This window comes from Reichenbachiella versicolor (genome assembly GCF_003171675.1).
Taxonomy (GTDB): Bacteria; Bacteroidota; Bacteroidia; order Cytophagales; family Cyclobacteriaceae; genus Reichenbachiella; species Reichenbachiella versicolor.
Genome location: NZ_QFZQ01000017.1, coordinates 1 through 15320, shown reverse-complemented (window position 1 = coordinate 15320; position 15320 = coordinate 1). Strand labels below are relative to the sequence as shown.

The following is a 15320-nucleotide window of genomic DNA, read 5'->3' as shown; positions in this document are numbered from 1 at the left end:
TGAATTTGAAATTACTCTACTATTAGAATGGGAGTATTACTTGTTAGTTTATGGTAACCAGACGTAATCAGTTTATCACCTAAACTAAGCCCAGAAATCACTTCAATACCCTTATCATATAATTGACCTAGTTCTACAGAAACTTTCTTAGCTATTGCCTCTTCTGCTACATAAACGAAATAACTCCCTTTTTCATCAGGGATAATTGATTCGATTGGAACGATAAACCCTCTTTTCATATCACCATTCTTGCTTGGTAAATAAACTGTACAGTTCATACCTGGTTTGATCGTCAAAGTGGGGTTTTCTATGCTAATCTTAGCTAAATATGTAGGGGTACTTGACATTGATTGAATAGAGATTTCATCAACCTTCCCTACGAACTCTTTATTTCCTAGTGCTTTTATATTTACTCTAGCTATATCTCCTAGTTTGTAATTATTAATCTCATTGTCTGGCAGGGTCATTGAAGCTTTAACCTCTACTACTTTAAGTAAGCTTACTACAGAAACTCCTGGACTAGCCAAATCACCTGCTTCAAGCATTTTTTCTCCCACATAGCCACTTATTGGTGCATAAATTTTTGTGTGCTTGATGTTTTCAAAAGTTGCTTGAGCAGCTGAATTAGCCTGCTGATATGCAGATCTAGCTTCTATAAGCTTGATTTCGGCTATACTCCCCTTTTCATATACTTCTTGAATTCTACGATAATTTTCTTTCGCTAACTCAACTTGAGCTTGTTGTACTTGATACTGTTTTAAATACGAAGTCTTATCCACTTGAGCTATTAGTTGCCCTTTGTTCACATAAGAGCCTAAATCCACAAGTACCTTCTCTATTGTTCCTCCCACTTGAAAGCTAAGATTGATCTTTTTACCTGATTCTATCAGACCACTATATCCCACTTCATACTGTTCTTTAGTCGGATACACCATCTTGGTGGTTTTTACCTTAATTGGTTCAATTTTCGTTTCTTGTTTGGTTTCCTTACAACCTATAAGTCCTACCCAAACACATAATACGAATTGCCAGCGCTTCTTTTTTATACAATTATTCATAATACGTTTTATGTATTTTTGTCTATATTAATTCAAAAAAAATTACTTGAGTCCTTTGACCATTAACTCAATTAACCATTCCGTTCTATTTCCTAAATCTGGGATACTTCCAAAGAATATCATTTCCCTTCCTAAACCACTCATAGCTGTTACCATCGCCCTTGATAAAAAACTGAGTGAATCCTCATCTACAGAGGATATTTCTTTTTTTTCGATGGCCCATTGAAGCATCTCTTTTGTGTATTTTGTTTCTAAATCTAGCGTAGCTCTATCCACCTTGATGGTTAACTCTTGATTGTTTCTCACATCTTCGAATAGACGAACATATTCTTTACTAGTCAACACCAATTGATCAAGTTTTGATCTATGGTAATTCGTTAAGTTTACTGATAATGAGTTATTTCTGCTTACGTCTTTTAAACCCGTTTCTACTATCAGTAAATTCTCCTTAATCGCCACTTCCTCAAATACTTCCTTTTTATTTTTAAAGTAATGGTAAAGAGTACTTCTACCTTTTTTAGCAGCTTCTGATATATCATTCATAGTCACTTTTTTGTACCCATACTGTTTGAATACAATTTTGGCAGCTTCTATGATTTGTTTAATTACTTCTTCTTCTTTTAACTGACTCATTGCTCGACAAAAATACAAATAATGTCGAATATCCAAAAATTATTTCCTTATGAGTGTTATTACCAGGGCTTAATTAAACCTGAAAAATACTATCTGAATTAAATGAAAGTATTTATCCAGTGTATACTAATTCGTATTTAGCAGCTATTTCAGGGCATTTTCTATGGGTATAAAGCAAAGGCTATGATAGGTTTTTAAAGAAATGAAAATTATTTTTCCTTCATTATTAAAAACTATGGTTCAAATCACAAATACTTTTAATTCTCTTGCGAATTGGTTTTTATGATAGAAGGTAAATAATAATAAAAGAGTTTTTGACAACCAGTCTCAGAAGTGATCAAGTGATGAATTAAATATAGAAGACGGTTAGTTTGAATTTGTTAAGAATCGCATACATTTTTTCTACAGTCAATAATATAAACTAAACATTGAGCCATCAGTAATTGGCATGAATCAAGCTTTACTCATGAATTGTTTCAATTAATTCAACACCCTCGAAGTTTAACAACTTAAACGATTATAACACTTCTTTTTTCATCAAAATATCCAATTCTGCTTCTTTGACTTTCATCTCAATTGTTAACTGATCCGAGCTTGATTCAAGTTTCTCTAATTGATTCTGGATACGTTCAAGTTGTTTTTCCAATTTAGGATCCTTATTCGTCATTTGCTCAAGGTCATCATATAAGTCCGCCTCCTTCGCTCCTAGATCAATTATTCGATTCTGTATTTCTTGATACTTATATTGAGATGCTAATATTTCCTTGCGTAAATCAAACACATTACTTTTTTGTTCTTCTTCTTTCTTAGCTTTTTTGTCTTCGTTATCCTTAAATTCGGTACGCCAATCTTCCACTTTAAAACGCTCACTTTTCAACTGAGAGAACATTTTCTTAGCTGAAGAAGATGATGAAATTAACGATCCTGACAAATCAAATCCTGGGTTACTTAACTTCGCAAAATAGCTTTTCGTTTCTTCCTGTAATACTAACCGTGCATTGGATATTCCAGAATGTAACGCTGTTCGAAATGCTGTTGTAAGGGCTTTACCTGACGGATCAAGAGCTACACCTCGATAGTCATTTTCAATTCGAAACAAAATATTTTGAAGTTCAATCTTAGCATTATTGAAGCTGCTTATAAAATTTCTTTTTTCGATCCATGCAGTAAGCCATTTGTGAATGGCAAATATGAATGTCAAAATAACTGTTACGATCGAAGTGATTTTTTCACCCATATCCCAGTCATTTTTGTGGACGTGATCTGTAGTATAGTAAATCACAAAAGGAACAGCTAGGATGAGCAATATAGTAAGTACATTGTAGAATACTCTGTACACATTCTCTTTACGAATCTTATTTTTATACCAGATAATATTCATGATCGTTTCATGAGTAAATGAACGAATAAGTTCGCGATCCTTTTTGAGTATGTCCAACTCTGCCCAGTTATCATCTTCACTGATAATTTCAATACGCTCAGTAAATACTTCTGTTTGTTTTACGAGTTCATCATAGAAATCTGCGTCCTTGATCGTATTGAATGAATACTGTCTTTTCATAATTGACTATTTACCAGTTGGTGAAATGTTGAAACAATCGGTCTCCATATTTTTCTTTAAGTACTTTTAAACTCCTTAGTTCAGCCATGCGGCTGTCAAAATACTTGATATTGATACCGTGGTATACGTTATTATCCACTGAGCTTTTATAAGTATTCAATAAATCATAATTATCATCCATTATGTGTAGAACAAATTCAGTAGTGGTATTATAATCTAGTTTATCATATGCTTTCAATAATTTCCTACGCTTGCGTTTGGCCAACTTATCAAGCTTTTTATCACTTAAAGGAACTATACCTATAGGTCCAAAATGTCCTGTATGAAGTAAATCTGGCATTTTAGGAGGAGTTTCCATTGATGCCACATAGTCACCAATTTGATCAGAAAACTCATCTATATGATCTACATCTTTTTGTCGAAATATATTTCTTAACGCTATTTGAAAGGCCATTTGCGTCACGAAAAAATCATGAGAAATTCCAGGTTTAGCATGTACGGATCGTATAGGTATGTCATACTCATTAGCCACCCTTGCTAAAACATCAAAATAGTCTTGAACAAAGTAGAGTGAATTAAAATGAACGCTTAGATGTTTGACAGTATGATCGTACTTTTGAAGTTCAATTTCAAGCGTATCTATTTGATTTAAAATTTCAGACTCTAACTGCTCTAATTCTTGCATTCGAGCATCCTTGTTTTTGGGACGCCTGATATCTGAATGATGCTTAAATTTGCCTCGTTTATCAGTGAACATACTCTCACCATTCAATGCATATCCCGAACTGATCGTAAGATGAGCGCCAACTTGTATAGTTGGGCTTGCTTCGATTAGTTTTTTGATAGATTGAGGCATATTGTTTGAATTGCAAAAACAAGCAACAGAATTGATCAACCCATTTTTTGCAGCATAAATAACCCCCTTATCAATACCTGGCACTACACCAAAATCATCAGCGGTGAATAATAATCGAGGTTTAACCATACAGCTACTCTTTGATAAGTGTTCTTAATGAACGATGTATAAAAAAAGGAGGGTTGGTGTATGGTTGGGTAGTTTCAAACTAACACAAGTTAATTAAACTGTAACTAGCCCGAAGTCAAAAATATTCAAAACTCTTATAAATCGAACTTAAGGTCGAAAAGAATAAGAATAGTATATCATTTAAATATACGTCATAAGATTACCATGAAAGACTATATAAAATCAATAATTCTTTTTAACGCCGATACTCTAGCTTCATTTCAAAATGTAATTCAAAATCACAAATAGCTGTTAATTAATGGTATTATTAATGAAACTTAGAATAATTACTCACAGGTTGTAATTGTAATTGCTGAACACTAATCAGTCATATCAGATTTGTTTTCTTTTTTGATCATGGTATTCATCCAATAACTAGTTCCCCATAATCCAAGAGCTAATAATGTATACTGCACCTCATATGCCTCACTTCTTAAACCGACATAAAAAGCACCTAGTGCCATAATAAAACACACCCAATAAAATATCTTAAGGATTTTCAACTTCTGCATTACAATCAACTTACAGCCTTTACTTTCAAACTATTGGCTTCCTCAGCTATTACTTCTACCTCTGTACCCTGTTCAATATATCCACCTCTTGTAAAAGCATCGTACAATTCATCTTCTATCATAACTTTACCGCTTGGTCTAAGAATGGTATATGCTGTACCTTTTTTACCAAGAAATGACTCTTTTTTGAAGTTAGAAGTATATCCATTAGCAGAATCCAAAGTAGTTTGAAGAGCTACACGCTTAAACATTCGAGATTCTGTTATCCTTACTCCTCCGATAAACATAATAATAAAAGAACCTATCAAAGCAAGGAAAGTTGTAAATACAGCGGTAATGAGGTCTCCTTCAGCCACAAAGGTGAAATCAAACCAATCATTCTCCAGCATAACAAGAATCAAAGAGCCTACTGTCATACAAATACCTATTAACCCTGCAACACCGAACCCAGGAATAACAAATACTTCTAAAGCTATTAATGCCAGACCGAGTACAAACAATGCAATCTCCCAATTTTGTGCTAGCCCATTTAGATAGTAAGGGGTCAAATAAAATACTAGTGCTACAATTGACGCTAATATGGGAAAACCTACTCCTGGTGTTTGTAATTCAAAATAGATCCCTCCTAATATTACAAGTATTAGAATTCCACTAACATATGGGTTAATAAACAAGTCAATTATTTTATCTGAAGCACTAAGTTCATATTCAATGATCTCAAACTTTTCAATGCCTGATCTTGACATGATCTCATCTAATCCCGATACTTCAGCTTCACAGAAACCATGCTTTATAGCTTCTGAAGTTGAAAACGTAATTACTTTACCTATAGATGAAATACTATCTACCTCAATTGTTTCATCAACCATAGCCTCAGCTATTTGAGGATCACGTCCTTTTGCCTCTGCAGTAGATCGCATTATTGATCGCATGTAGGACTGGTATTTATCTGGAGCCGCTGCACCATCTTGAGTCACTACAGTAGCAGCACCAATACTTGATGCAGAAGACATATATATGCTATCACAAGCTATAGAAATTAAAGCTCCTGCAGAAGCGGCGTCTTTATTAATATAAACATATACAGGTATATCAAATTCAAGAATTCTAGTTCGAATATCATCTGCTGCATCTAGCGCACCACCATAAGTATCCATTTCTATGACAACGTAGTCTGAGTTATTATTTTCAGCTTTAGTCAATGCCAAATCTACATATCGGCTACTTCGAGCATCAATTTCAGATTGCAAATACATCTTAAATACTTTGACTGTATCAGACTGTTCAGCTATCGCAGTTGAAACCATACCAAACGATACTGCCCCGAATAAAATAGAAAGGATTATTGACTTCATTTAATCTTGATTTAGACATCAAAGATGTTCCAAAATATATTTCTTCAACCTAAGGATACGGTGTAATTTGCATTTTTTTGCTCTTAACCGCATTATAATGAGAACAAGATGAGGTCGTAAACGTGTAAAAAATCTTTAAACTTATTCTAAAGGTTTATAATCATAGAGAACAACCTATTTAGCTTATAAATAAGGTTTTGTTACGAAGTAGTTGCAAAATCTTGAAAGTAATATTTTTTATAGACAACAAAAAGGTCCGAGAACTATGCACAGCAATGCATTGCCTAGTAACTAAATTAGAAAAATACACAAATGATTCAATTTAACGAGTATTCAATCAATTTTGAACATAACATTCTTCAGATTTTACCTAGTACAAATTCTGAATATCTTTTCGTTTTGACTTGTGATACTGAATCAAAACTTTTTACAGCTTTCCTTCTTGACTCAAAAAAGTTAAACATTATAAAGCAACGTCAGTTCCCAACTGACTTTAAAGCATTAGCAGTAAAAGCTTACTCAATAGAAAAAATAGTTCTGACTCATTTCTCCGAATTTAATAATCCTGATATAATAGATTTAGTAGTTTTTGATTGGGAAAATGATCAACCATTAGTCGATTACCCAAGCATAAAACCAAAAAAAGTAACGTTAGACAGTCTAAGTTTCGAACACCCAACTATTCAAAACAAAGTCATAAATGTCGATTTGCTTTCAGGTAATGAAGTACTTGAACTGAATGAAGAAAAAATAAGTGACGAACATACAAGATTTCCTATCTCCTATTCAAAGGAGAGTGAGTACTTTAAATGGTTTACAAAATTACTGAGACCATATGACATCAATCCCATTCAAAAGGTTTACTATCTTAAAATCGAGAATGTCTTAATTTTATCAACTAATGTAATGTATTCTGACGCTGTTAGACAGGTATTGATTGTTTTAGATACGTTAGGAAAAATCTGTCACAAACATCTCTTCGAAGAAGCAGAACCACTTATTTCATTTCATGTTAACGAAAAACTATTGTACATCAATACCAAGCATAGAATGAAATTATTAGTGTTTTAATTCAGAGTCTAAACCTATCGTTAATTTCTTTTAACCATTGTTCTTTTAAGTACCTTAATCTTTTTGATTAAGAATAAGTTTTACTGTTGTAATTTGATAAAAAACAGTTTCTAACATTAAATCTCTAGCATAAATATTGCTTGAGTTTGATGTATTTTAGCATGTCACCAGATTAGTCCATGAGATCAATATTATCGATACTACTTTTTATTGTTTTACAAAATTACTCACAAGCTATGTCAGATAGCTTGAGAATAGCCAAAGACCATGGGAGTAAATTTGTAATTCATCGAGTTGAACCCAAAGAAACCCTCTATTCAATCTCTCGAAGATATTCAGTGGCAATAGATGACATTTATAAGCACAATCCAGAAATTGAGGAAGGTTTACAGATGTATACGGAGTTGAAAATACCATTGAAAGTAAGTAAAAATAAAAAATCCGCGAAACAGCAAAATTCAAATACTAATCAATATCACATTGTAGAGACTGGAGAAACCTTGTATTCTATTTCTAGAAAAAACAACTTATCCCTAGATGAACTCAAGCTACTTAACAACCTTACTAATAACAGTATAAAACTAGGAGACACACTCCTATTAGAGGATAAGTCTAATAAAACCACTAATACACCTGAATTAATGTCAAATGCTGATGTAACAATAGAAAACACGTCACAGCCTGATTCGAATACACATACTGTTAAAACTTCTGAAACATTATACAGTATTGCAAAAGCGCATAATATTCCTTTAGATAGTCTAAAAAAATGGAATCATTTAAACTCAAATGCATTATCTATCGGACAGGTTCTCGTTATGCTAAAAAACGAGATTAAAGATTCTGGCACAAAACCTAGTCCTGTATTTATTAATGAAGATAAAAAGGACTCAGTGATGGTAGAAGAAAAGCCGAAGCTTGATACGATTTACTTAAAAACTGAGAAATCAAAATTTCATACTCAAAAGAATGAAACAGATAAAGGTACCGAAATAACAGAGCAAGGTTTTGCTATGAAAATAGAAGGTACAGACTTCACTACTAAGTATCTAGCTCTACACAAAACTGCTCCAATGGGTACTAAAGTAGAAATTACCAATCAGATGACAGGTAAAAAAATAGCTGTACAGGTTGTTGGACAACTCCCTCATACCGCACTGAATCAGAACCTGTTAATGAGATTATCAAATGCCGCTTTCAAGCAATTAGGAGCAATCAACAGAAAGATACCAGTAACCAGCAGTTACATTGATGATTGATAAAAACATAGGACTCAAAGAATTTTTAGACGAAAAAGTAAGAGAGTTCAACAGACCAAACTTCATTGAGGATGACCCTATTTCCATCCCTCACAGATTTAAACGCAAACAAGATATTGAAATAGCTGGTTTTTTTGCGGCAATTCTGGCTTGGGGCCAGCGCAAAACAATCATTAATAAATGTTCTGAATTAATGGCTAGAATGGATGATAGCCCTTATGATTTTGTCAAACACCATTCTGAAAATGATTTAAAAAAACTTGAAGACTTCAAGCACCGTACTTTTAATGACACAGACTTGCTTTACTTCATCTATTTTCTGAGCAGACACTATCAAAAACATAATTCTTTAGAACCTGCCTTTACAAAAGGAAAAGATGCTGAAAACAAACTGACTGCATTTCATGATTATTTTTTCGAGGATCCATATGCTCCTAATCGAACTCGTAAACACATAGCTACTCCAGAAAGAAATTCTGCCTGTAAACGAATAAACATGTACTTACGATGGATGGTCAGAAAGGATAAATTTGGTGTCGATTTTGGTATTTGGAATACTATTACACCTAATGAACTTATTTGTCCTTTAGATATTCACGTGAGCAGATCAGGAAGAAAACTAGGACTTATTAGTAGAAAGCAAGATGATTGGAAAACGGCTATAGAATTAACAGAAGCACTAAAAAAACTGGATCCTAAGGATCCAGTTCAATATGATTTTGCATTATTTGGTTTAGGCGTAATTGAAAATTTTTAAACCTAACTTTGTTAAGCTAAGGTTCAATCTAGCTGGCAATGCTTGGTAGGTCTCAAACATTTTAATTTTTCTGTTTTGTTTAATTTTGGATACACCTTTTGATGATCACTAAAAATTAAACCTTCCAATTTGCAGGATCTAATCTCCATTCATTTAAAGAATCCAATTCATCATTTGAGATTGCATTTTGTTGAAGAGCAGCGTTCAATAAAGCGTGGTAGTCAGATAATGTAAAAGAAAGTACACCAGCATCAGACAAGTTATCTTCTGCAATCGGAAAACCGTATGTAAAGATTGCTCCCAATCCCATAACATTCATATTAGCTTCCTTTATTGCTTCAATGGCTCGAATAGAGCTTCCAGCAGTAGACAATAAATCCTCTATAACCACAACATTTTTCCCCTCTTGAATCTCTCCTTCTATTCTGTTGGTCATACCATGAGACTTTGCTTTATCTCTTACATAAATAAACGGCAATCCAATAGCGTCTGCTATTAAAGCACCTTGAGGAATTCCTGCTGTAGCCACTCCAGCAATTACCTCTACTTTAGGAAACCTTGTTTTGATTTCAAGAACAAAAGCATCCTTAATCAATGTTCTTAATTCTGGGTGAGATAATGTGATTCTATTATCACAATATATTGGCGATTTCCATCCCGAGGCCCAAGTAAATGGATCGTTAGGTTTCAATTTAATCGCTTTAATTTTCAATAATTCAGACGCTATTTGCGTCCTTAGTGAACTGTTTTCTCCTTCTATAGACATGTTACAAAATTAGTGTTTTTTTTAACCTTGTTGGCAATAATATTTTCTCACTTTCTCTTACATTGCATTATCAACTAGAGTGTATGAAAATATATATTAACGATATTCCAGTTAGGATCAAACGTAAAAGAGTAGAGCAGAAAAAAGATTTCGATTACATTCTTACTGACTCAAAAGATCTCAAAGAAATAGACAGATTTAAAGGTAAAATCCTGATATTAACTGAAGTATATGAGTCTATAGATACGTTATTAAAGCTACTTACCAAGAAGAAGCACAAAAAAGTTAAAAGCATTGATATACAAGTCAATGACAAATCTAAAGCCGAGCAATATCTAATGAGTAAATTCACTATCATTAGAGCCGCGGGTGGTGTAGTAGAGAAAGATAATAAGATCTTAATGATTCTTAGAAATGATCTTTGGGATATTCCAAAAGGGAAATTAGAGAAGGGAGAAAAGAAACGTGAAGGTGCTGTCCGCGAAGTAGAAGAAGAAACTGGAGCCAAAGTAGAAATTGTTGACAAAATTTGTACTACTTGGCACACTTATCTGCGCAATGACAAATATGTACTTAAAAGCACTTTTTGGTATCGCATGAAATGTCTAGATGATTCCAAAATAAAACCTCAAAAAGAAGAAGGTATTAAAAAGGCTGTTTTTATGTCAGAAAACGAAGTTGACCTAGCTTTACACCATTCTTACAAAACTATCGGAAGACTTGTAAATGAGTATAGAAAAGCTCTTAAAGTTGATATGGTATAAAAGCACTTACGTCCCCGTCAAACTTGTGTACCTCTCTAATGATAGTTGAGCTAATATGCGCGTACTCTGGTGAAGTGATTAAAAACACGGTCTCTAACCCTTCATTTAAATATCTATTAACTTGAGCAATACTATTTTCATATTCAAAATCAGTCGTATTACGTAAGCCTCTTATTAAATATTGAGCACCTACCTCCTTAGCAAAACCAGCTGTCAATTCATTGTAGAGCATAACTCTCACACCTTTATCTTTCTTAAAAGCTGATTCAATACGCTCAACCATGTATTCTATATCAAAATAACGACTGTTCTTTTTAGTATTATATCCTATAGCTATAATAACTTCATCAAACAAACTGAGTGAACGTCTTACTATATCGGCATGACCTTTAGTAAATGGATCAAACGATCCTGGGAATAGTGCGATTTTTTTTGACATAAAGTTGCCCTTTAATCACAGAGGTAAGTACAGAATAGATCAAAAAATTGATGTTCTAGAATATCATCAAATTGGTAACCTAACTTCAAGAAATCAGCTCTCTCACCGAAATTTACATTAGCTACAAACTTTTTCAGAGCTATATATTGCTCTGATTGAGATGAAAGCGTTCCCCAAAGAACAATATTTTGAGATTTTGGATTCAAAGAAAATTCTTTGAAAACCATCAATATATATTTAACAAATTCTTGTGTACTCTTTATAGAGAACTGATTGTAATATAAAAGCTTTTGATTTTGTGCTACAAACACATGCAATACACCTTTATCCTGTATTGCATATACCATTTTACTACTAGAAGACTGTGTGTAACGAAGAATACCTTCTATCAATGCGCTCCCTTGATGCAAGAAAATCACCTCTTTGGATGGATACAACGATTTGATCCAGTTGATCAATCTTCTGTCGAAAGCAAAAGCATTAACTACATTACTAGATTTATGTTGGTAATAATACTTTCCTTCAATCTTATCGTTTACAGTACAATTTAATTTAAGGTAATCACCAATTGAATCGGCAACAAAATGAGAAGTGGGAACTAAAGAGAACTTATGGGTTTTTAATGAAACCTTAACACTCTTCCAAAAACCTGCTCGTAAAAGCTGATGAGCCTCTACTAGTTCCATTAATACTTGAAGACGACTATTTATCGTCGCTACGTTTTGGAATCCATAGCTTTCTAGCAGAACACAATTTGATGTAACCGTGTCCACTACCATAACCTGCAAATCTCTCACTCCTATCTGTAGTGAGAGATTGTAATTATGTAGACTATCTACATCGAACTTATCGTCCTTTACTCTTTTTAAGAGTTTAAATATTGCTTTACTAGCTGTTTCCAATATTGATTATTCCCAGTTTCCTGCAGTTGTAATACTTACTCTAGAACCAAACCTTAAAGGTTTCTTAGTTCTAGCTTCGTTATCTTCTTTTCTTCTAGGGTTAACAGGAGCTGTGTTCCATACTTCTACTACATCTACTGTCAAACCAGCCTTTTTAATTTTATTTGCCCACATAGCAAACTTAGCTTCACCTTTGGTAGGAACATATTCTAAATTTTCTAAGTTAAAATTAGGGTATTTTTCAGTTGTGAAAACCGAATCCTTTACAAAGACTGTACCTATGGTATCTATCTCTACAGAAATACTGTCAGCACCATAAGCTAGCGTAATGATATTCTCTTTCTTGTTAATGATATAAAATCTCCCTGTATCTACGAAACTTTTCAATTTAGCCCAATCACTTGTATATCTACCATTCACAGCTTGAAAAGCAATCTGCGCTTCTCTAATCATTGTCAACTTTTCAATGACTTGTGCTTCTGCAGCTGCAATTTTCTCACTCTCAGTAATAGAAGTGTATATACTATTTGAAAGATAATAGCCCAACCCTAGAGCTACTACTAAAAATACGATTGATAAGATTTTAGTCTTCTCCATTTATAGATTCATTTTTTGCAAGTATAATATTTTTTAGAGTATTTATAGTTTTCACAATTGCTTTTTGGAAAATGATTTTAATTAATAAAAAATGCCTTGATTTTGAGCTAAGTCATAAAAGTCTGACAAGTTGTGAAACACACCATGTACTTTATCTTTTCCTTTCGATTGTATATCCTCAATTGATAAAAACTTAAATCCTTGTATAGGTTGAAAAGTTTCAAGTTCCGGATCGTAACCTAATTTTATTTCACCTTCTTTTTTTAAAACTTTAAAGAAGAATTCATATGTATGGAAACGTTCTGTGATTAATTCATTAACTGTCAAGAAGTTTCCTACAGTAATATCTAAACCTACCTCCTCTTTGAATTCTCGTATAAGCGCATCTTTTATAGTCTCTTGATATTCTACACCTCCTCCTGGAGGTAGCCAAAGTTCATCCGTCTTATTCATTCCTTTATGATTGAGCATTAGGATTTTATCATTTTCTATCAGTATCCCCATTACCCTTACTCTTATTTTACCTCCAAAAACTTTGGTCATCTCATCTAAACTCATGCGATATACATATTAATATTGTCATTCAATTTCATAACATTGCCTCTTTTCTCAGAAATATTACAAAACAAATTCGAGCATAAGCCTACGTCTAGTCAAAAAGGTTTGTTCAAATCCTTGGATAAATTCATAGATACAAAGGATAAAAAGTCAACGTTTATTCTCAAAGGATATGCGGGTACTGGTAAAACTTCAGTATTAGCTGCATTAACCAAGACTTTACCGCTATTTAATTATCAGTTTGTTCTTCTAGCTCCAACTGGTCGTGCTGCTAAAGTTATTAGTCAGTATTCCAAACGTACTGCTTATACCATTCATAGGAAAATATTTAAGACCAAAGGTTCTAAAGATCTAAGCGGTCCAGTTTTTACTAAAGCAAAGAATTACCATTCAAAAACAATATTCATTGTAGATGAGGCATCCATGATATCTACAATAAGTGAAGTTGGTGAAGATTTACTAGGCTCACTTATAGATTTTGTTTTTGAGAATGATACTAATAAGCTTCTTTTAGTTGGAGATGTAGCTCAGTTACCACCAGTATTTCAAGAAACTAGCTATGCATTAGAACCTTCTTATTTAGAAAGCAACTACAACTTAAATACTGCAGTAAGTATATTAACAGATATTACCAGACAAGCATTAGATAGTGGAATTTTAATTAATGCTACAAATATTAGAAATGCGCTCAGTACTGAAAACCCCTCACTAAGTATTACAACTAAAAATCATCAAGACATTTACAGAATGACTTCTCAGCGTCTGGAAGACGGACTTAGATATGCGCACGACAAATATGGAATTGAGAATTCTATAGTAATATGTAGATCGAATAAAAATGCAGTGATGTATAATCATTTTATTCGAAATCAACTTTTGTATAAAGAAGATGAATTAGATGCTGGAGATATTTTATTGATAGCAAGAAATAATTATATCTACGCTTCAGATCAAGTTCCTTCGGGATTCTTAGCCAATGGTGACTTTATAGAAATATTGAAAATAAAGAAAACTGAAGAGATATATGATTTAAGGTTTGCAGATATTCAGGTCAAACTACTTGACTATCCAGAAGGACAACCTATTGAAATAAAAATTATTCTTGACACTTTACATGAACATTCTCCTGCACTTTCTCAAGAGAAGTATCGCAAACTGTATAATTACGTGATTGAAGATTATAAAGACTTAACCAAAACGAAACAAAAAGAAGCAATCAGAAGTGATAAGTATCTAAATGCCATTCAAGTAAAATATGCCTATGCCCTTACTTGTCACAAATCACAAGGTGGTCAATGGGATTCTGTATTTGTTGATCAAGGTTATATTCCTGATCAAAAAATAGATCACGAATTTTTACGTTGGGTGTATACAGCTATAACTCGAGCAAAAAACGAACTCTTTCTAGTTAATTTTGACAAACAATTCTTTTAATATAGCGTAATCTTTAAAAAAATCAGTTTATGAAAAAGATATTTTTACTATTTGCTATGGTTAGCATAGCAGCTTCAGTTAATGCTCAAAGCAATGATGGTGCGGTAGAATTCCTACCTCCAGGACCTCACATAAAGTTTTCAATTGAAAGTCATGATTTCGGAGATATTACACAAGGTGATAAAGTGAGTTACACTTTTGAATTTACGAATGATGGTGATGCTCCACTGATTTTATCTAATGTGAAAACCACTTGCGGTTGTACAGCACCAAGTTGGCCAAGGGAACCAATCATGCCTGGTACCAGCAGTAAGATAGATGTAACCTTTAATAGTACCGGTAAAATAGGACACACTAATAAGGTTATTACCATCATGAGCAATGCCTCTAATAATCCAGAGACAGTAAAGATTGTTACCAACATTCTACCAAAAACTTCTGAAACAGACTCTTAATAAGAGAAGTAAGCAAATTTGAAAGGTCGTTAACTGAAAGTTTTCGACCTTTTTTTTCTGAAAGTCTCTTCATACCAATGCATAGATTACCTAAATAACTGATGATCTAAGCTGTTTTCTATTAGAGAAAAATTTTTTCTACGTGCTCTACGGCAACAACTGTGGGTGCTTAGCG

At 33.2% G+C, this 15320-nt stretch carries 17 protein-coding genes; 6 read left to right on the top strand and 11 right to left on the bottom strand.

Going from position 1 to position 15320, the window contains the following annotated elements; genetic code table 11:
• Window positions 1-11 precede the first annotated feature (11 nt).
• The 6 genes from DKG80_RS20805 to DKG80_RS20780 all read right to left on the bottom strand — a co-directional run bounded on the left by DKG80_RS20805 (window position 12) and on the right by DKG80_RS20780 (window position 6143).
• On the bottom strand, window positions 12-1058 hold the full coding sequence (locus tag DKG80_RS20805; protein ID WP_109833321.1) for an efflux RND transporter periplasmic adaptor subunit: 1047 nt from the start codon (window positions 1056-1058) through the stop codon (window positions 12-14).
• Between the two features lie 42 nt (window positions 1059-1100).
• On the bottom strand, window positions 1101-1691 hold the full coding sequence (locus tag DKG80_RS20800) for a TetR/AcrR family transcriptional regulator (RefSeq protein WP_109833320.1): 591 nt from the start codon (window positions 1689-1691) through the stop codon (window positions 1101-1103).
• A gap of 517 nt (window positions 1692-2208) precedes the next feature.
• Entirely contained in the window at window positions 2209-3252 is a 1044-nt protein-coding gene (locus tag DKG80_RS20795; RefSeq protein WP_109833319.1) for a coiled-coil domain-containing protein, read from the bottom strand.
• Between the two features lie 10 nt (window positions 3253-3262).
• The gene (locus DKG80_RS20790) at window positions 3263-4237 is read right to left on the bottom strand and encodes a ChbG/HpnK family deacetylase (RefSeq protein WP_109833318.1); all 975 of its coding nucleotides are present in this window, start codon (window positions 4235-4237) and stop codon (window positions 3263-3265) included.
• 359 nt (window positions 4238-4596) lie between these two features.
• A complete protein-coding gene (locus DKG80_RS20785) occupies window positions 4597-4788 on the bottom strand; it encodes a hypothetical protein (RefSeq protein WP_109833317.1) in 192 nt (63 codons plus the stop codon).
• Window positions 4789-4793: 5 nt separating this feature from the next.
• Complete coding sequence (locus tag DKG80_RS20780; RefSeq protein WP_109833316.1) at window positions 4794-6143, bottom strand: NfeD family protein; 1350 nt, start codon at window positions 6141-6143, stop codon at window positions 4794-4796.
• Between the two features lie 312 nt (window positions 6144-6455).
• Between DKG80_RS20780 and DKG80_RS20775 the strand changes: the two genes are divergently transcribed.
• The 3 genes from DKG80_RS20775 (at window position 6456) to DKG80_RS20765 (ending at window position 9230) form a co-directional block, all read left to right on the top strand.
• Window positions 6456-7214 carry a hypothetical protein gene (locus DKG80_RS20775; RefSeq protein WP_109833315.1) on the top strand — a complete coding sequence of 253 codons (759 nt, stop codon included), beginning with the start codon at window positions 6456-6458 and terminating at the stop codon, window positions 7212-7214.
• 236 nt (window positions 7215-7450) lie between these two features.
• The gene (locus DKG80_RS20770) at window positions 7451-8473 is read left to right on the top strand and encodes a LysM peptidoglycan-binding domain-containing protein (RefSeq protein WP_162556042.1); all 1023 of its coding nucleotides are present in this window, start codon (window positions 7451-7453) and stop codon (window positions 8471-8473) included.
• The gene (locus DKG80_RS20765; RefSeq protein WP_109833313.1) at window positions 8466-9230 is read left to right on the top strand and encodes a TIGR02757 family protein; all 765 of its coding nucleotides are present in this window, start codon (window positions 8466-8468) and stop codon (window positions 9228-9230) included. Before DKG80_RS20770 ends, DKG80_RS20765 begins: the two co-directional genes overlap by 8 nt.
• A 115-nt stretch (window positions 9231-9345) precedes the next feature.
• Here the strand turns inward: DKG80_RS20765 and pyrE are convergent, their stop codons facing one another.
• Complete coding sequence (pyrE, locus tag DKG80_RS20760; RefSeq protein ID WP_109833312.1) at window positions 9346-9996, bottom strand: orotate phosphoribosyltransferase; 651 nt, start codon at window positions 9994-9996, stop codon at window positions 9346-9348.
• An 83-nt stretch (window positions 9997-10079) separates the two neighbouring features.
• Between pyrE and DKG80_RS20755 the strand changes: the two genes are divergently transcribed.
• Complete coding sequence (locus tag DKG80_RS20755) at window positions 10080-10760, top strand: NUDIX hydrolase (protein ID WP_109833311.1); 681 nt, start codon at window positions 10080-10082, stop codon at window positions 10758-10760.
• On the opposite strand, the gene coaD is transcribed toward DKG80_RS20755, so the two are convergent.
• The 4 genes from coaD to DKG80_RS20735 form a co-directional block, all read right to left on the bottom strand.
• Window positions 10741-11199, bottom strand: coding sequence for a pantetheine-phosphate adenylyltransferase (coaD, locus tag DKG80_RS20750; protein ID WP_109833310.1), 459 nt, complete (start codon window positions 11197-11199; stop codon window positions 10741-10743). The genes DKG80_RS20755 and coaD overlap by 20 nt on opposite strands.
• A gap of 11 nt (window positions 11200-11210) precedes the next feature.
• Entirely contained in the window at window positions 11211-12101 is an 891-nt protein-coding gene (locus DKG80_RS20745; protein ID WP_162556040.1) for a DUF3822 family protein, read from the bottom strand.
• 6 nt (window positions 12102-12107) lie between these two features.
• Window positions 12108-12698, bottom strand: coding sequence for a hypothetical protein (locus DKG80_RS20740; protein WP_109833308.1), 591 nt, complete (start codon window positions 12696-12698; stop codon window positions 12108-12110).
• Between the two features lie 81 nt (window positions 12699-12779).
• On the bottom strand, window positions 12780-13256 hold the full coding sequence (locus DKG80_RS20735; RefSeq protein WP_109833307.1) for an NUDIX domain-containing protein: 477 nt from the start codon (window positions 13254-13256) through the stop codon (window positions 12780-12782).
• A 39-nt stretch (window positions 13257-13295) separates the two neighbouring features.
• On the opposite strand from DKG80_RS20735, the gene DKG80_RS20730 reads away from it, so the two are divergent.
• Entirely contained in the window at window positions 13296-14690 is a 1395-nt protein-coding gene (locus DKG80_RS20730) for an ATP-dependent DNA helicase (protein ID WP_109833306.1), read from the top strand.
• A gap of 29 nt (window positions 14691-14719) precedes the next feature.
• A complete protein-coding gene (locus tag DKG80_RS20725; protein ID WP_109833305.1) occupies window positions 14720-15145 on the top strand; it encodes a DUF1573 domain-containing protein in 426 nt (141 codons plus the stop codon).
• The last annotated feature ends 175 nt before the right edge of the window (window positions 15146-15320 follow it).